This window comes from Streptomyces sp. SUK 48 (assembly GCF_009650765.1).
Taxonomy (GTDB): Bacteria; Actinomycetota; Actinomycetes; order Streptomycetales; family Streptomycetaceae; genus Streptomyces.
On the sequence record NZ_CP045740.1, the window covers coordinates 7637476 to 7653946 of the forward strand.

The following is a 16471-nucleotide window of genomic DNA, read 5'->3' on the forward strand; positions in this document are numbered from 1 at the left end:
GATGGACGGCGGGGCGGCGGACGAGCATCTCGTCGGGGAGGCCGAGAAGATCGCCGTCGCCCTCGGGCGGATGTTCCCGGGCCTGTGCGAGGTGGTGCTGCACGACCTGCGCGACCCGGACCGCTCGGTCCGGGCCATCGAGAACAACCTGTCGGGCCGTCAGCCAGGCGATCCCGCGACCGAGTTGGGGCTCAGCCGCATCGCCGACCCCGCCTTCCCCGATGTCGTCCAGAACTACCCCAACCGCTTCCCCGACGGCCGCCCGGCCAAAAGCACCTCCATCGGCATCAAGAACGCCGAGGGCCGGTACATCGCGGCGATCTGCCTCAACCTCGACGTCTCCGTCCTGTCGCCCGTGGCACTCACCCTGGCGAACCTCGTGGCCACCGACGGCGGCCACGGCGACACGCCACTGGAGACACTGCGCGACCGCCAGGCACGCGAACTGCGCCGGGCCGTGGAGGAGTTCTCCGCCGAGCGCGGCGCCCCGCCCCGGTCGCTGAGCCGGACGGACAAGAGGGCGCTCGTGCGACAGCTCGGCCGGGACGGCTACTTCGAGTCCCGCGACGCCGCGCGGACCATCGCCGACCTCCTCGGTGTGTCCCGGGCGACCGTCTACAACTACGCGAAACCGCCGTCGGACCCGCGATGAGCCGAGGGACGGCCCTCACCGCTCGGACCGGTCCAGCGCAGGCCGGGGGCGCCGACGCGCACGCGGCCGAAGCAGCGGCACCCGACGAACACCCGGTACAGAAAGAGGACTTCGCCATGTCCGGCGCCGCCCACCTGCCCCTGACCCTCGACGACATCCGCGCGGCCGCCGCGCGCATCGAGGGCTTCACCCACCGCACCCCGGTCCTCACCTCGCGCACCCTCGACGAACGGGTGGGCGCGCGGGTGTTCATCAAGTGCGAGAACCTCCAGCGGATGGGCGCGTTCAAGATCCGCGGCGCCTACAACGCCATCGCCAGGCTCGCGCCCGAGGAACGGTCCAAGGGCGTCGCCGCGTTCTCCTCCGGCAACCATGCCCAGGCCACCGCCCTCGCCGCCCGCGAACTCGGCACCAGCGCCGTCATCCTGATGCCCGAGGACGCCCCGTGCTCCAAGATGGAGGCCACCGCCGGGTACGGCGCCGAGATCGTCACCTACGACCGCTACACCGAGGACCGCGTCGCGCTCGGCACCGCACTCGCGAAGGAGCGGGGCCTGACCCTGATCCCGCCGTACGACCACCCGGACGTCATCGCGGGCCAGGGTACGGCCGCTCTCGAACTCCTCGAAGAGGCAGGCCCGTTGGACGCCCTGCTGGTGCCCGTCGGAGGCGGCGGCCTGATCGCCGGCAGCGCCGTCGCGGCCAAGGGGCTGCACCCGGACATCCGGGTCATCGGCGTGGAGCCGGAGGGCAGCGACGACACCAAGCGGTCCCTGGAGCGCGGCACCCGGGTGGCCGTCCCGGTGCCCCGTACCGTCGCCGACGGCCAGGCGGTCGCCGTCCCGGGCGAGTTGACCTTCGAGATCAACCGGCACCTGGTCGACTCCGTCGCGCTGGTCGGCGACGCCGAGATCATCGACGCCATGCGCTTCGCCTTCGACCGGCTGAAGGCGGTCTTCGAACCCAGCGGCGCCACCGGTCTGGCCGCCCTCCTCGCCGGGCGCGCCGGCGATCTCCCGCCCCGGATCGGCGTCATCGCGTCGGGCGGCAACATCGACACCCGGCGGTTCGCCGAGCTGCTCGGCGGCTGAGCGGTACGGGCGCCCCGGGCCCCGGCCGACTGTCAGTGCCCCCGCCTACGGTGTGATCAGTGAGGACCTGCGGGAACGGCCGCGGGTCCGCTGTGGGGAGGGGTGTGCCATGTCTGCGGTGTCCGCGGCGGAGACGACGTATCTGGAGCTGTCGCAGGAGGGCGGGGGCGCGCACAAGTTCTACGAGGTGCGCGTCGACGGTCCGGTGGTGACGGTGCGGTACGGCCGGATCGGTGCCGACGGCCAGACCCAGACCAGCACGTTCCCGACCATGGAGAAGGCACGGGCCGCCGCGGCGAAGAAGGTGGGGGAGAAGGTCCGCAAGGGGTACGCCCCGGCGGTGCCGGGCGGGCGCGCCCCGCGGGCGGTGACCCGGCGCCAGGTCAGCTCGGCCCCGTCCACCGCCCGCGCCGTGGCACCGGTGCTGTGGCGGTTCCGGACCGGCTCCGCGGCGTTCGGCATCCATGTGGACGACGAGCACTGCTGGGTCGGCAACCAGGCGGGCGATGTCTACACCCTGGACCACGAGGGCGCCGTACTGGCCCGTTTCGGGCTGCCGGACGGCGTGAAGTGCCTGGTCGCCGACGACTTCTGGATCTACGCCGGCTGCGACGACGGCAAGGTGTACGACCTGTCCTCCAAACTGCCCTTCGCCGCGTACGACATCAACGCCGACGTCGACATCTTCTGGCTGGACATCCACGAGGGCGTGCTCGACGTCTCCGACCGGGAGGGCCGGCTCACCGTCATCGACCACGAGGACGAGCACCAGTGGGCCCGCCGCAGCCAGGGCGAGCACGCCTGGATGGTGCGTGCCGACGACCGCGCCGTCTATCACGGCCACCAGCAGGGCGTCACCGCCTACCGGCCGGACGGCGGCGGCGAGTTGTGGCACACCCGCACCCGCGGCGGGGTGCTGTTCGGCTGGCAGGAGGACGACGCGGTGTACGCGGGCACCGGGCACCGGGTGGTGCAGCGGCTGTCGAAGGCGACCGGCGCGATCGAGGCGACGTACGCCTGCGACAGCGCGGTGTACTCCTGCGCCACCTCGCCGGGCGGGCGGTTCGTGTTCGCCGGTGACGCGGCCTCGTCCGTCTACTGCTTCGACCGCGACGGCACCCGGCTGTGGAAGCTCGGCACGGGCAGCGGCTCGGCGCTGTCGATGCAGTACCGCGACGAGCGGCTGTACCTGGTGACCACCGATGGCTCCCTGGTGTGCGTGGACGCGAGCGAGAGTGCCATCGGCGCGGCCCAGCAGGGCTCGGTGCCGGTCGTCCGGGACGTCAAACTCGCCGCCGCGCTCCCCGCGTACGCTCCCGCCACCGCCGTCGAGGCGGTCGCCACCGTGGCCCAGGCGCCGACCGGCTCGGTCGTCGTCGAGTGCGTCCAGGAATCCGGCCGCCTGCGGGTCCACGTCGTCTCCGGCGACTACGACTCCTCCTGGAACGTCCAGTTCCCCCGCGCGATACGCGTCCCGGGCGCCCGCTACGTCGTGGACGCCCTGCACCCGGCGGCGGGAGGCTTCTACCGGGTGCGGGGGGACATCCGGCGGCTGGTGTGAGGGGGCGTGATGAGGGGGGAGGGGGCGGGGATGAGGAACGCGACGGCGATCGGCGGCGTACGCCCCTCGGCCCAGCATTTCCCCTCAGCCCGACACCCCCTCCGTCACCACTTCCCGGGCCACGGCCAGCGCCTGCTCCCGGTCCTCCGGTACCAGGCCGATGCGGGTGCGGCGGTCCAGCAGATCGGACTCGTCCAGGGCGCCCTCGTGCCGGGCCGCCCACACGAGTTCGGCGCGGGTGACGGGGTGGCCCGGCAGGACCGGTTCGGCGAGGGCCGGGTGTTCCGTGGTGAGGGCGTGCACGGCGAGGGCCTCCGTGCCGTAGCGGCGGACCAGCCGGCTCGGCACCGGCAGGGCCCGCAGCCGCTCGGGCGCGGCGGCGCCGACCAGCGGCAGATCCGCGGTGGGGGACGGGGGCACGGCGATCCCCCTGGCCGCGGCGGCCGCGTCCACGGCGTCCTGCGCCATCCGGCGGTACGTGGTCAGCTTGCCGCCGACCACCGTGGTCACCCCGTCCGGCGAGGTGAGCACCGCGTGCCGGCGCGAGATGTCGGACGTGCGGGTCCCCGCGCCGCCCTCCGACATGTCCAGCAGGGGCCGCAGCCCGGCGAACGCGCCGACGACCTCGTCCCGGGCGACGGGCACGTCCAGGGCCGAGCCGAGCACGTCCAGCAGGAAGCCGATGTCCGTCTCGGGCACCTCCGGCACATCGGGGACGTCCCCGTCGACCGGCTCGTCGGTGAGCCCGACGTACACCCGGCCGTCCCCCTGCGGCAGCACCAGCACGAAGCGGTTGGTCTCGCCCGGGATCGGGATGTGCAGACCTGCCGGCAGTTCCCCGAGCCGCTCCGAGCGCAGCACCAGATGCGTGCCGCGCGAGGGCCGGATGCGGATGCCGTCGACCAGGCCGCCCGCCCACACCCCGGCGGCGTTGATCACCACCCGGGCCCTGATCTCGCCCTCCTCGCCGGTGAGTTCGTCACGGACCCGGGCACCGCCACCGGTCAGCTCCAGCACCCGCACCCGGGTCAGCACCCGCGCCCCGCGCGCCGCCGCCGTACGGGCCAGCGCGGTCACCAGCCGGGCGTCGTCGGTGACCCGCCCGTCCCAGGACAGCAGTCCGCCGCGCAGCCCGGCCCCGCGCACCGCGGGCGCCAGATGCCGCGCCTCCGTCGCCGAGAGCCGGCGCGGAGAGGGCAGCACCTGGCGCGGGGTGCGCGCGGCCAGCCGCAGCATGTCCCCGGCCCGCAACCCGGCCCAGGCGAGGGACGCCTGGGCCGTGGACACCATCGGCGTCAGCGGCAGCACGAACGGCTGCGCCGCGACCAGATGCGGGGCGGTGCGGGTCATCAGCACCCCACGCTCCACCGCGCTCTCGTGCGCCACCTCGAACTGCGCGGACGCCAGATAGCGCAGCCCGCCGTGGATCAGCTTGGAGCTCCAGCGCGAGGTGCCGAAGGCCAGGTCGTGGGCGTCCACCGCGACGACGTCCAGACCGCGGGCCGCCGCGTCCAGGGCGACCCCGGCCCCGGTGGCGCCGAGCCCGACGACCAGCACATCGGCCACCCGCCCCGCCGCCTCGGTCAGTTCCCGGGTGCGCCGGGCCGCGCTCAGGGACGAGCCGGGTATCGCCTCGGTGTGACTCATGGCCTGAGGATCCTCTCCAGGAGGGCGCGCAGCTCGCCGAGGAAGGCGGCGGAGTCCAGCTCCGGATCGTCCTCGTCGGTCATCGTGCGCAGGGACAGGGTGAAGGACTGCACCGTCAACAGCAGGGCACGCGCCTGCCGTTCGGTGTGCGCCAGACGCACGGAGCCGTCCTCGTGGCCCTCGCGCAGGCTCTCGGTCAGCAGCGCGAGCAGTGCCAGCTGGCTCGCCCCGCGCCGGTCGAGCACATAGGGGAGCAGCAGCTCCGGATCGACGTCGACGATCTTGTGGAACAGCGGGTGCGCCCGGAACGCCTCGACGCCCGCCACCAGCCCCTCCACCATCCGGGTGCGTGTGTCGAGGCCGGGCGCGGGCGCGGGGATCGCCCGGCTGGCCACACCGATCCACTCACGGGTCATCAGATCGCCCACCAGTGTGCGCAGATCCGGCCAGCGCCGATACAGGGTCATCCGGGAGACCCCGGCGCGGCGGGCCACGTCGGCGAGGGTCGTACGACGGACCCCGACGGCGAGCACGCAGTCGCGCACCGCGTCGAGGATCGGATCGCTCTCGGGGTCTTCCGCACCGTTGTGACGAATAGGCGTCATGTGTAACAGTGTAACGCCCCGGGCCGGGCGGAAGCAGCGGACCGCCGCCGTACGGCCGGCCGCGCGGCCGGCCGCAACGGTCCGCCCGAAACCGCTTGACACCGCTCGACACCGCCCGGACCGAGCCACCGACCTGTGAGGACGACCGTTCAATGGACATGCTGTGGAACGGCTGGGGCGACCCGGCCAAGGCGGCACCGCTGCCCGACTCGGTGACCGGGCTGCTGCGCGACCTGCTCGGCGTCAAGCCGCGCAGCACCCCCGCGCTCGCCCTGGACGACCTCGACGTGCCCGCCCCCACGGCCGGTCCCGCCGCCCTGGCGGCGCTCGCCGAGGCCGTCGGCGGCGCCGAGCACGTGCGCACCGACGCCGAGAGCCGCATCCGGCACACCCGCGGCAAGTCCACCCCCGACCTGCTGCGCATCCGCACCGGCGATGTCGGCGACGTCCCGCAGGCCGTGGTCCTGCCCGCCGGCCACGACGAGGTCCTCGCCGTCCTGCGCGCCTGCGCGGACCACGCCCTGGCCGCGGTCCCGTTCGGCGGCGGCACCTCCGTCGTCGGCGGACTCGCCCCCGAGCGCGGCGCGTTCGTCGCCCTCGACCTGCGCCGCATGGACGCTCTGCTGGACCTCGACCCCGTCTCGCGCACCGCCGTCCTCCAGCCCGGCCTGCGCGCCCCCGAGGCCGAGGCGCTCCTCGCCGAACAGGGCTTCACCCTCGGCCACTTCCCGCAGTCCTTCGAGTGGGCCACCATCGGCGGCTTCGCCGCGGCCCGCTCCAGCGGCCAGGCGTCCGCCGGATACGGCCGCTTCGACGAGATGGTCCTCGGCCTCACCGTCGCCACCCCCGAGGGCACCGTCGAGACCGGCCGCGCCCCCCGCTCCGCCGCGGGCCCCGACCTGCGCCAGCTGATCCTCGGCTCCGAGGGCGCCTTCGGCGTCATCACCTCGGTCACCGTGCGGGTGCGTCCGCTGCCCGAGGCGAAGGTCTACGAGGGCTGGCGGTTCGCCTCCTTCGAGGAGGGCGCCGCCGCGCTGCGCAGGCTCGCCCAGGACGGACCGCGCCCGACCGTGCTGCGCCTGTCCGACGAGACCGAGACCCTCATCGGGCTCGCCTCGCCCGACAAGATCGGCGCCGGTCTCGGCCAGAGCGACGCCGGCTGCCTCGCCATCGCCGGCTACGAGGGCACGCCCGAGGAGACCGCGTACCGGCGCGAGCGAGCCGCCGCCGTCCTCACCGCCTGCGGCGGCACCCCGCTCGGCACCGAGTCCGGCGAGCGCTGGGCGCACGGCCGCTTCTCCGCGCCGTACCTGCGCGACGCCCTCCTCGACGTCGGCGCCTTCGCCGAGACCCTGGAGACCGCCGCCTTCTGGTCCCGGATCCCCGAGCTGTACGCGGCCGTGCGCACCGCGCTCACCGAGACCCTCACCGAGGCGGGCACCCCGCCGCTGGTGATGTGCCACATCTCCCATGTGTACGAGAACGGCGCCTCGCTGTACTTCACCGTCGTCAGCGCCCAGGGCGAGGACCCGGTGGCCCACTGGACGCCCGCCAAGCACGCGGCCAACGAGGCGATCGGCGCCGCCGGCGGCACCATCTCCCACCACCACGGGGTGGGCACCGACCACCGCGACTGGTATGTCAGGGAGACCGGCGAGCTGGCCGTCGAGGCACTGCGCGCCGTCAAGCGCCGCCTGGACCCCGACGGGCTGCTCAACCCCGGCGTCCTGCTGCCCACCGACTGACCCCACCCCACCGCCTGCCCCGGAGGCACCCCCGATGCGCCAGTTCACCGCCGTCGTCAACCCGACCGCGGGCGGCTCCACCGCGGCGGCCACGCTGCTCCAGGTGGCCCGCCTGCTCAGGGAGGCCGGGGCCGGTCTGGAGACCGAGTACAGCCACAGCCTGGCCCACGCCCAGGACATCGCCCGCAAGGCCGGCGAGCGGGGCCGGATCGTGCTCGCCGTCGGCGGCGACGGCATCACCGGCGGCATCGGGGGCGCGCTGAGCGGCACCGGAACCGTGTTCGGCATCGTGCCGGCCGGACGCGGCAACGACTTCGCCCGCGCCCTCGACCTGCCCGCCGACCCCGCCGCGCTCGCCGACGTCCTGCTGCACGCCGAGCCCCGGCCCGTCGACACCCTCGAGGTGGAGTCCGCCGTGCACCGGCGGACCGTGGTCCTCGGCAGCGTGTACGCCGGGGTCGACGCGCTGGCCAACCGGCACGCCAACCAGACCCGGCTGCTGCGCGGCGCCGCCGCCTACTACGCGGGCGGACTGCGCGCCGTGACCAGCTGGCGCCCCGCCGACTACCGCGTCACCGCCGACGGCGAGGAGCACACCCACCGCGGCTACACGGTCGTCGCCGCCAACTCCCCCTATTACGGCTCCGGCCGGCAGATCGCGCCCGGCGCCCGGGTCGACGACGGCCTGCTGCACATCGTGATGATCAAGGAGGCGCCCCGCCGGCTCTTCTTCACCCTGATGAACGAGCTGAAGACCGGCACCCACATACACCGCCCCGAAGTACGCGTCCTGCGCGCCAAGGAGCTGCGCATCGAGTCCACCGGCCCGGTTCCCTACGGCGCCGACGGCGAGGTGGAGGCCACCCTGCCGGTGACCGTCCGGGTACGGCCCGGGGACCTGCCGGTGCTGTACCGGCCCGCGGACACCGCCTGACCCGTGTGCGGGCCCGCCCACTTGGGTAGGCGAGCAGCGACCGGGGGAGCGGTGGACGAGGGGGAGTAAGGGCATGGAGAACGCAATACAGGCCGTCGTCGTGTACGACGGGCGGCTGCTGCTGGTCCGGGAGGCGGACGTGTGGGGGCTGCCGTCGGGCACCGGGCAGCCGGCCGAGACGGCGGAGGCCACCGCCGCGCGCGTCGTCTACGAAATCACCGGCTACCTGGCCGACGGCTCCGCGGCGCTGGACGGCGGCTCGGCCGTGCTGTGCCAACTCCTCAGCGAGGACCCCTCGGACGGCGCCCGGCTCGCCCCCGAGGACATCCGCTGGACGCCGAACGAGGAGGCCGCGGCCCTCGCGCTGCCCGAGGCCGTACGCGACTACCTGGCGGGGCACACCCCCGTGTGACCCGGCTCGGGGATTCCCTTCGCGGAACCGCCGCCGGTCCACCACCGCCCGGTCGATCTCGCCCTCCGCGACCAGCGGGCCCGCCGCGTCGACGGCCCGTACCGCGAAGGTCGGCCGCCGCGCGTCCGCCCGGTCCGGCGGCCGGGCCGTCACCCCGACGCGGCCGCCGACGGGTGTGGCGCGCAGATGCCGCACCCGGACGGCGGTCCCCACGGAGGTCTCGCCCGCCCCGGTGAACGGCGCGGCGGCGCGCACGGTCGCCGCCGCCGGCCACGCGATCAGCCGGGGCGTGCCGAGCACGGGCGCCTCGCCGCTGCCCAGCGCCCGCGCGGTGTCGGCATCGGTCACCCGGTGCACCTCGGACACTGGCCGGCGTCCGGCGCCTCGTCGCGCATCCCTCCACGCCAAGGCGCCGAAAGGCTCTCCGACCTGCCGAGCCCGCGAGGCCGGGCCATGCTGGAACGGTCCGGCTCCGCCCCGTACGAGGAGGCAGGTCCCCGTGCCCGAGTCGCAGCCCGTCGTCGTCCCGCCCGCCCGGGCCGCCGTGTTCCTCGTCGTCACCATCGACCAGGGCGGCGAGGACACCGTCCGGGACCTGTTGCAGGACGTCTCCGCCCTGCGCCGTTCGGTCGCCTTCCGCGCCCCGCCCGAGGAGCTGAGCTGCGTCGTCGGCATCGGCTCCGCCGCCTGGAGCCGGCTGTTCAGCGGGCCGCGCCCGCGCGAGCTGCACCCGTTCAAGGAACTGGACGGCCCCCGCCACCAGGCCCCGGCCACGCCCGGCGACATCCTCTTCCACGTCCGCTGCCGCCGGATGGACCTCTGCTTCGAGCTGGCCCGCCTGTTCGCCGAACGGCTTGAGGGCGCCGCCACCGTGGTGGACGAGGTGCACGGCTTCAAGTTCTTCGACGAACGCGATCTGCTCGGCTTCGTGGACGGCAGCGAGAACCCCGAGGGCGAGATCGCGGACGAGGCGGTCTTCGTCGGCGACGAGGACCCCGGCTTCCGCGGCGGCAGCTATGTCATCGTGCAGAAGTACCTGCACAACATGAAGGGATGGAACGCGCTGCCCGTCGAGGAGCAGGAGAGGACCATCGGGCGCACCCGGCTCGCCAACATCGAGTTCCCCGACGACGTGAAACCCGCCGACTCCCACGTGGCCCTCAACACCGTCACCGACGAGCACGGCGACGAACGCAAGATCGTGCGCGAGAACATGCCCTTCGGGAACATCGCGCAGGGCGAGTACGGCACCTACTTCATCGGCTACGCCCGCACCCCCGACGTCACCGAGACCATGCTGCGCAACATGTTCCTCGGCCGGGGCCCCGCCTCGCACGACCGGATCCTCGACTTCTCGGTGCCGGTCACGGGCTGTCTCTTCCATGTGCCGACCATCGCCTTCCTCGACGATCCCCCGGACCGGCCTCCGCTTGCGGGCCGCTCGGCGCCGGGGTTCAGTGAGAACTGACCCCTTGCGCTCCAGGAGTTCTCATGTCGATGTCGTTCGGCGCCCCTTTCGGTTCCCAGGACCCGTTCAGTGAACTGTTGAATCGCTTCTTCGGGATGTCGCCGGCGTCCTCGCCGCCCGCCGTGCAGCGGGTCCCGATCGGGCGGCTGCTGACGGAGTCCTCGCAGGAACTCCTCAACCTGGCCGCGCAGCGGGCCGCCGAGGACGGCACCTCCGACCTCGACACCGAGCATCTGCTCTGGGCGGCCACCAAGGTCGAGTCCTCCCGCAGGCTGCTGCTCCAGGTGGACGTGGACCCCGACACCCTCGCGAACGAGATCGCCAAGGTCCTGCCGCACGAGTCGGGACAGCCCGCAGCGCAACCCGGGCTCACCCCCGCGGCCAAGCGCACCCTCGGCGCCGCCTACGCCCAGTCCCAGGCGGCCGGGGTGTCGTACATCGGCCCCGAGCACATCCTCGCCGCGCTGCTCGGCGACAGCGACACCGGCGCCGCCCGGCTGCTGCGGGCCGAGGGCATGGACACCCGGAAGCTCTCGGGCCTCGCCGAACAGGCGGCCCGCGCCGAGAACTCACCGGCCGAGCGCAAGCAGCCGGCCACCACCCTGGACGAGTACGGCCGCGACCTGACCGACGAGGCCAGGGCCGGGAAGCTGGACCCGGTGGTGGGACGCGCCGAGGAGATCGAGCAGACGGTGGAGATCCTGTCCCGGCGCTCGAAGAACAACCCCGTGCTGATCGGCGAACCCGGGGTCGGCAAGACCGCCATCGTGGAGGGCCTCGCCCAGCGCATCGTGGCCGGCGAGGTCCCCGACACCCTGAAGGACAAGCGGGTCGTCGCGCTCGACCTGTCCGGCATGGTGGCGGGCGCCCAGTACCGGGGCCAGTTCGAGGAGCGGCTGAAGAAGGTCATCGAGGACGTGCAGGCCGCGAGCGGCAGCATCATCCTCTTCATCGACGAACTGCACACGGTCGTCGGCGCCGGCGCCACCGGCGAGGGCTCCATGGACGCGGGCAACATGCTCAAACCCGCCCTCGCGCGCGGCGAGTTGCACGTGGTCGGCGCCACCACCATCGACGAGTACCGCAAGTACGTCGAGAAGGACGCCGCCCTGGAACGCCGGTTCCAGCCGGTGATGGTCCCCGAGCCGACCGTCGAGGAGACGGTGCAGATCCTCGAAGGACTCCGGGACGCCTACGAGGCGCACCACCAAGTCCGCTTCGACGACGGCGCGTTGGCGGCGGCCGCCGAGATGTCCGACCGGTACATCACCGACCGCTTCCTGCCCGACAAGGCCATCGACGTCATGGACCAGGCGGGCGCCCGGGTACGGCTGCGCAGCGCCAGCCGCTCCACCGAGGTCGTCAGCCGCGAGGACCGCATCGCCAAGCTGCGCCGCGAACTCGAACAGGCCGTTTCCGTCGAGGACTTCGAGCGGGCCTCCGACCTGAAGCGACAGCTCGCCGAGGTGGAGGCCGAACTCGCCGGCATCGAGGAGCGCCGCGAGGGCGTCGTCTCCGTCACCGCCGCCGACATCGCCGACATCGTCTCCCGGCGCACCGGCATCCCCGTCTCCCAGCTCACCGCCAGCGAGAAGGAGAAACTCCTCAAGCTGGAGGAGGAGATGCACGCCCGCATCGTCGGCCAGGACGAGGCCGTCACCGCCGTCTCCCAGGCCGTACGACGCAACCGGGCCGGCATGGGCGACCCCGACCGGCCCGTCGGGTCCTTCCTGTTCCTCGGCCCGACCGGCGTCGGCAAGACCGAACTCGCCAAGACACTCGCCGAGTTGCTGTTCGGCGAGGAGGACCGCATGGTCCGCTTCGACATGAGCGAGTTCCAGGAGAAGCACACCGTCGCCCGGCTGGTCGGCGCCCCGCCCGGATACGTCGGCTACGAGGAGGCGGGCCAGCTCACCGAGAAGGTGCGCAGGCAGCCGTACAGCGTCGTGCTGTTCGACGAGGTGGAGAAGGCGCACCCCGACGTCTTCAACACCCTGCTCCAGATCCTGGACGACGGCCGCCTCACCGACTCCCAGGGCCGCACCGTCGACTTCCGGCACTGCGTCATCATCATGACGTCCAACATCGGCGCGCACCGCATCCTCGACCACAAGGGCGATGTGTCCGACCTGAAGGACGCGTTGATGGACGACCTGCGGGGGCGCTTCCTGCCCGAGTTCCTCAACCGCATCGACGACATCATCATCTTCCACGGGCTCACCGAGGACGATCTGTCGCAGATCGTGGACCATCTCCTGGACCGGAGCAAGCACCGGGTGCACGCCCAGGGCATGAGGCTGGAGGTCACGGAGGCGGCGAAGAAACTGCTCATCGCCCACGGCCACCAGCCGGAGTTCGGTGCCCGCCCGCTGCGCCGCACCATCCAGGCGGAGCTGGACAACCGCATCGCCACGCTGCTGCTCGGCGGCGAGGCGGAGCCCGGGGACACGATCACCGCCGACGTCGTGAAGGACACGCTGCACTGCTCGGTCAGCAAACCCGAGAACTGACGCGACGCCCGCTCCCGGGGCGCCCCGCGCTACGAGGGCGCTCCGCCGATCGACTCCACCACCGCGGTCGCGGGCCCGTCCGGGGTGTCGTACCGCACGCTGTCCCCGGCCCGGCGCCCGAGCAGGGCGCGGCCGAGGGGGCTATCCTCGGTGACCAGGTTCTGGTCCAGCGCCTCGGCCCCCTCACCGATGGAGAGCGTCTCCACCGAGCCGTTCGCGAACCGCACGGTGACCGTGCTGCCCACCCCGACCACATCGGTGGGCGCCGGCCCGGCCTGGTCCGCCTCGCGCAGCCGCTCGGTGATGTCCGCGATCCGCCGCTCCAGCCGGTCGAGCTGGTCCACCCGCTGCAACTCGTCCGCCTGATCGGCCTGGTCGCCCACGTCGGGATTGCCCTTCAACGTCCCGGCGACCATCCGTCGTTCCTCCCGCAGATCCGCCAGCTCCTGCTCCAGCGCGCGCCGCGCCTGGGCACTGATCGGTTCGGGGCCATCGGTCATCGCTGCTCCAGTCGACGGGGATCGGGGCGGATCCAGACGGATCGAGGGGAAACGAAACGGGACAGAAGGGGTTCGCTTCCGCATCGTAAGCGGTGGACCGGCGGCGGACCGGGACCCGGCTCGCGCTAGGGATGGAGCTTTTTCCCCTCGGCGAGCAGGGCGACGAACTTCGCGATGCGGGCCGCCCTGGTCCCGGGCTTCTTCGCCTCCTCGATCCGGTGGAGGACCGAGTAGCGGTTGCGGCCGTCCAGGGTGGCGAAGAACGCGGCGGCCGCCGGCTCGGCGTCCAGGGCAGCCCGCAGGTCGTCGGGCACGGTGGCCGCGCGCGGACCGGCGTAGGCCGCCGCCCAGCGGCCGTCCGCGCGGGCCCGCTCCACCTCGCGCAGCCCGGCGGGCCGCATCCGGCCCTCCTCGATGAGCCGCGTGGCCTTGTCCCGGTTGACCTGGGACCACCTGCTGGTGGGGCGGCGCGGGGTGAAGCGCTGCAGCCAGTGCTGTTCGTCCAGTTTCCGCTTCTGGCCGTCGATCCAGCCGAAGCAGAGCGCCGACTCCAGGGCGCCCGGATAGTCGACGCCGCCGGGCCCGGCGACGCTCTTGCGGGCCAGTTTCAGCCAGACCCCCGCGGCGTCCGTGTGATGGTCCGCCAGCCACTTCTCCCACTCCTCGGGGGTGGCGAAGAACAGCACCGGATCGGTCGCGTGGGATGAGCCGCCAGACATGGTCCTCATGAAATCCCGCCGGCCCCGGGCCGGTCAATCGGGCGCGGACCAAGGTCAGTTCGCGTGCAGCGCCCGGTGCAGCGTGCGGGTCGCCAGCTCGATGGCCGTCCGCGCCGCGTGGGTGTCGCGCAGGGCGTTCAGCATGACGAAGTCGTGGATGACGCCCTGGAACCGTACGGCGGTCACCGGGACGCCGGCCGCGCGCAGCCTGGCCGCGTACGCCTCGCCCTCGTCCCGCAGCACATCCGCCTCGCCGGTGATGACCAGCGCGGGCGGCAGACCGCTGAGCTGCTCCGCGGTGGCGCGCAGCGGCGAGGCGGTGATCTGGGCGCGGTCGGTCGCATCCGTCGTGTACTGGTCCCAGAACCACTGCATGCCGTCGCGGCGCAGGAAGTAGCCGGTGGCGAACTGGTGGTAGGACGGCGTGTCGAAGCTCGCGTCGGTCACCGGGTAGAACAGCACCTGCTGCACCAGCGCGGGACCGCCGCGTTCCTTGGCCATCAGGGTGAGCGCGGCCGACATGTTGCCGCCGACCGAGTCCCCGGCCACCGCCATCCGGGAGCCGTCCAGGTCCTTGGTCGCGCCCTGCTCCACCACCCACCGGGCGACGGTGTAGTTCTGCTCGATGGCGACGGGGTAGCGGGCCTCGGGGGAGAGGTCGTACTCGGGGAAGACCACCGCGGCCCGCGCCCCGACGGCGAGTTCGCGCACCAGGCGGTCATGGGTGTGGGCATTGCCGAACACCCAGCCGGCGCCGTGCACATAGAGGACGACCGGGAGGCTGCCCGAGCTGCCGGCGGGCCGGACGATCCGTGCTCGGACACTGCCCGTCGGCCCGCCCGAGACGGTGATCCACTCCTCGTCGACCGCCGGTTTCTCGATGTCCCCGGACTGCACCTCGTCGACCGCCTTGCGGCCCTCCGCGGGCGGCAGGTCGAACAGGAACGGCGGCTTCGCGGTCGCCGCCGCGAACTCGGCCGCCGCGGGCTCCAGTACCGGCTGCGGGGGCGCTACGGCATCGGACATCGACACTCCTCGAACATCTCCGGGCCGCCGGACCGGCGGACGGACGGCCGACGTTCCCACCCTGCACGGTTTCGCCGGGTGTCGCACGCGGAGCGCACTGGTCCTGCACGGCCGGTACGCCGAGGTCGAGGTCCCCGCCGGGCGGTCCGGCGGCCGTGCACGGTGGCGTCTCCGGTCGGAGTGAACGTCTCCCGTCGACGTGACGTCTCTATGCGTCGGCCGGGGCGGGCGTCGGCCGGCGGCTCGCCCGCAGCCGGCCGACCAGCAGGGCGGTCACCGCCGCGAGAACGATCAGCGGCATCTGGTTGTAGGCGTCCCGGCCCAGCAGCAGTACGGCCAGCACGCAGCTGGTGAGCGGCAGCCCGGTGACGACGGTCGCCGCCGCCGAGATGCCCAGCGCGAACGCGGGGGTGGTGCCGAGCCCCGGCAGACCCGCGCAGGCCAGTCCGGTCGCCACCCCGAGCAGCACGGCCGGGAAGATCGGGCCGCCGCGCAGGCTGCCCAGACTGATGCCCCAGGCGAGCGCCTTGCACAGGACCAGCGCCACCAGCGCGAGCACCGACCACCCGTGCGGGTTCTCGGCCAGCTGCCCGAGCGTCGTCTGCCCCGACAGCGCCGCCTCCTCGGGCGAGCGGCCGGTCAGCAGGGCGTACGCCGTCAGGCAGACCCCGGCGGCCACGGCGCACACCACGGTGCGGGCCGCCGTACCGCGCGCGGAGGTCCAGCGATGGGTGCGCTCGCCGAGCCCGTGGGCCACCGAGACGATCACGGCGATCAGCGCGGCCGCGGGCAGCCCCCACAGGAAGTCGCCCGCGTCCGGGACGGTGTCCGGCGGCACCTCCGGCAGCGCGAGGGCGCCGATCGACAGGCCGGTCCAGTGGCCGAACCCGGTGAACACCAGCGCGCCCGCCCCGCTCGCGGCCAGGCAGGGCAGCAACAGCATGGCGAGCCGGGGCCCGGCGAGACCGGCGGCCTCCATGACCATGATGGCGGCCACCACCGGGCCGCCCAGGATGGTGGAGATGGCCGCCGTGGAGCCCGCCGTGGCCACGACCGTCGCCGAGGCGGCGCCCGCCGGGTGCCGCCGCAGCGCCCGCACCCCGAGCAGGGCGAGCGCGGAGCCGACCGCCATCAGCGGCGCCTCGGGGCCGAGGGTCACGCCCAGCGGAAGCGTGAGGACGGCCGCCAGCACCACGCCCGGCAGCGCGCGGGGTCCGATGGGGTCCCCGCCCAGACCGTGCACCGGGACATGTCCGCCGGCTCCGGGCAGCCGGGTGACGACCGGAGCCAGGATCAGACCGGCGAGCGCCAGCGTGGGCAGCGGCCACCACCAGGGGGCGTGCCCGAGCCCGAGCGTGTGCGGCAGCTCCTGCCACACCTGGTGCTGGAGCCAGTGCTGGAGGCTGACGAAGAAGAAGCTGGCGAGCGCGATGGGCACGCCCAGGCCCAGCGAGAGCGCCAGCAGCCGGAGATAGCCCGGGCTCAGCAGCGTCCGCGTCGGGTCGCCGGCCGTGGGGGACCGCCCGTGGCTGTCCGCCGGGGACCGCCCGTCGTCGGCCGCGGAAGGCTGCCCGACCGTGCCGCTCACGCCCGCTCCACCT

14 protein-coding genes are annotated in these 16471 nt (G+C 73.6%); 8 read left to right on the forward strand and 6 right to left on the reverse strand.

All coding sequences use genetic code 11. From position 1 onward, the window contains the following. Window position 1 precedes the first annotated feature (1 nt). The 3 genes from GHR20_RS33930 to GHR20_RS33940 all read left to right on the forward strand — a co-directional run bounded on the left by GHR20_RS33930 (window position 2) and on the right by GHR20_RS33940 (window position 3304). Entirely contained in the window at window positions 2-652 is a 651-nt protein-coding gene (locus tag GHR20_RS33930; RefSeq protein WP_148025762.1) for a PAS domain-containing protein, read from the forward strand. A gap of 116 nt (window positions 653-768) precedes the next feature. Then, the gene (locus GHR20_RS33935) at window positions 769-1743 is read left to right on the forward strand and encodes a threo-3-hydroxy-L-aspartate ammonia-lyase (RefSeq protein WP_153815389.1); all 975 of its coding nucleotides are present in this window, start codon (window positions 769-771) and stop codon (window positions 1741-1743) included. Between the two features lie 109 nt (window positions 1744-1852). Then, entirely contained in the window at window positions 1853-3304 is a 1452-nt protein-coding gene (locus GHR20_RS33940; RefSeq protein ID WP_153815390.1) for a WGR domain-containing protein, read from the forward strand. Window positions 3305-3388: 84 nt separating this feature from the next. Here the strand turns inward: GHR20_RS33940 and GHR20_RS33945 are convergent, their stop codons facing one another. After that, on the reverse strand, window positions 3389-4951 hold the full coding sequence (locus GHR20_RS33945; protein ID WP_153815391.1) for a glycerol-3-phosphate dehydrogenase/oxidase: 1563 nt from the start codon (window positions 4949-4951) through the stop codon (window positions 3389-3391). After that, window positions 4948-5556 carry a TetR/AcrR family transcriptional regulator gene (locus tag GHR20_RS33950; RefSeq protein WP_111582768.1) on the reverse strand — a complete coding sequence of 203 codons (609 nt, stop codon included), beginning with the start codon at window positions 5554-5556 and terminating at the stop codon, window positions 4948-4950. Before GHR20_RS33950 ends, GHR20_RS33945 begins: the two co-directional genes overlap by 4 nt. 152 nt (window positions 5557-5708) lie before the next feature. On the opposite strand from GHR20_RS33950, the gene GHR20_RS33955 reads away from it, so the two are divergent. From GHR20_RS33955 to GHR20_RS33975, 5 genes are all read left to right on the forward strand, one after another. Further along, window positions 5709-7301 carry an FAD-binding oxidoreductase gene (locus GHR20_RS33955; protein WP_111582769.1) on the forward strand — a complete coding sequence of 531 codons (1593 nt, stop codon included), beginning with the start codon at window positions 5709-5711 and terminating at the stop codon, window positions 7299-7301. 34 nt (window positions 7302-7335) lie between these two features. Further along, window positions 7336-8235, forward strand: a complete 900-nt coding sequence (locus GHR20_RS33960; RefSeq protein ID WP_153815392.1) for a YegS/Rv2252/BmrU family lipid kinase — start codon at window positions 7336-7338, stop codon at window positions 8233-8235. A 73-nt stretch (window positions 8236-8308) separates the two neighbouring features. After that, window positions 8309-8647: an NUDIX domain-containing protein gene (locus tag GHR20_RS33965; protein WP_148025756.1), complete on the forward strand. Its 339-nt coding sequence runs from the start codon at window positions 8309-8311 to the stop codon at window positions 8645-8647. A 499-nt stretch (window positions 8648-9146) separates the two neighbouring features. Next, entirely contained in the window at window positions 9147-10115 is a 969-nt protein-coding gene (locus GHR20_RS33970; RefSeq protein ID WP_153815393.1) for a Dyp-type peroxidase, read from the forward strand. A gap of 23 nt (window positions 10116-10138) precedes the next feature. Then, the gene (locus GHR20_RS33975) at window positions 10139-12625 is read left to right on the forward strand and encodes an ATP-dependent Clp protease ATP-binding subunit (RefSeq protein WP_153815394.1); all 2487 of its coding nucleotides are present in this window, start codon (window positions 10139-10141) and stop codon (window positions 12623-12625) included. Between the two features lie 29 nt (window positions 12626-12654). On the opposite strand, the gene GHR20_RS33980 is transcribed toward GHR20_RS33975, so the two are convergent. The 4 genes from GHR20_RS33980 to GHR20_RS33995 form a co-directional block, all read right to left on the reverse strand. Next, window positions 12655-13125, reverse strand: coding sequence for a GreA/GreB family elongation factor (locus tag GHR20_RS33980; protein WP_153815395.1), 471 nt, complete (start codon window positions 13123-13125; stop codon window positions 12655-12657). A 125-nt stretch (window positions 13126-13250) separates the two neighbouring features. Beyond that, window positions 13251-13844: a YdeI/OmpD-associated family protein gene (locus tag GHR20_RS33985; RefSeq protein WP_243878210.1), complete on the reverse strand. Its 594-nt coding sequence runs from the start codon at window positions 13842-13844 to the stop codon at window positions 13251-13253. Between the two features lie 54 nt (window positions 13845-13898). Further along, complete coding sequence (locus GHR20_RS33990; protein WP_153815397.1) at window positions 13899-14870, reverse strand: alpha/beta hydrolase; 972 nt, start codon at window positions 14868-14870, stop codon at window positions 13899-13901. A 208-nt stretch (window positions 14871-15078) separates the two neighbouring features. Then, complete coding sequence (locus tag GHR20_RS33995) at window positions 15079-16458, reverse strand: chloride channel protein (protein ID WP_243878211.1); 1380 nt, start codon at window positions 16456-16458, stop codon at window positions 15079-15081. Window positions 16459-16471: the final 13 nt, after the last annotated feature.

Coding starts and splice junctions, on each gene's coding strand:
- GHR20_RS33980 (WP_153815395.1), bottom strand. CDS start 13,125: ATGACCGATGGCCCCGAACCGATCAGTGCCCAGGCGCGGCGCGCGCTG.
- GHR20_RS33930 (WP_148025762.1), top strand. CDS start 2: ATGGACGGCGGGGCGGCGGACGAGCATCTCGTCGGGGAGGCCGAGAAG.
- GHR20_RS33985 (WP_243878210.1), bottom strand. CDS start 13,844: ATGTCTGGCGGCTCATCCCACGCGACCGATCCGGTGCTGTTCTTCGCC.
- GHR20_RS33940 (WP_153815390.1), top strand. CDS start 1,853: ATGTCTGCGGTGTCCGCGGCGGAGACGACGTATCTGGAGCTGTCGCAG.
- GHR20_RS33945 (WP_153815391.1), bottom strand. CDS start 4,951: ATGAGTCACACCGAGGCGATACCCGGCTCGTCCCTGAGCGCGGCCCGG.
- GHR20_RS33965 (WP_148025756.1), top strand. CDS start 8,309: ATGGAGAACGCAATACAGGCCGTCGTCGTGTACGACGGGCGGCTGCTG.
- GHR20_RS33990 (WP_153815397.1), bottom strand. CDS start 14,870: ATGTCCGATGCCGTAGCGCCCCCGCAGCCGGTACTGGAGCCCGCGGCG.
- GHR20_RS33975 (WP_153815394.1), top strand. CDS start 10,139: ATGTCGATGTCGTTCGGCGCCCCTTTCGGTTCCCAGGACCCGTTCAGT.
- GHR20_RS33955 (WP_111582769.1), top strand. CDS start 5,709: ATGGACATGCTGTGGAACGGCTGGGGCGACCCGGCCAAGGCGGCACCG.
- GHR20_RS33950 (WP_111582768.1), bottom strand. CDS start 5,556: ATGACGCCTATTCGTCACAACGGTGCGGAAGACCCCGAGAGCGATCCG.
- GHR20_RS33935 (WP_153815389.1), top strand. CDS start 769: ATGTCCGGCGCCGCCCACCTGCCCCTGACCCTCGACGACATCCGCGCG.
- GHR20_RS33960 (WP_153815392.1), top strand. CDS start 7,336: ATGCGCCAGTTCACCGCCGTCGTCAACCCGACCGCGGGCGGCTCCACC.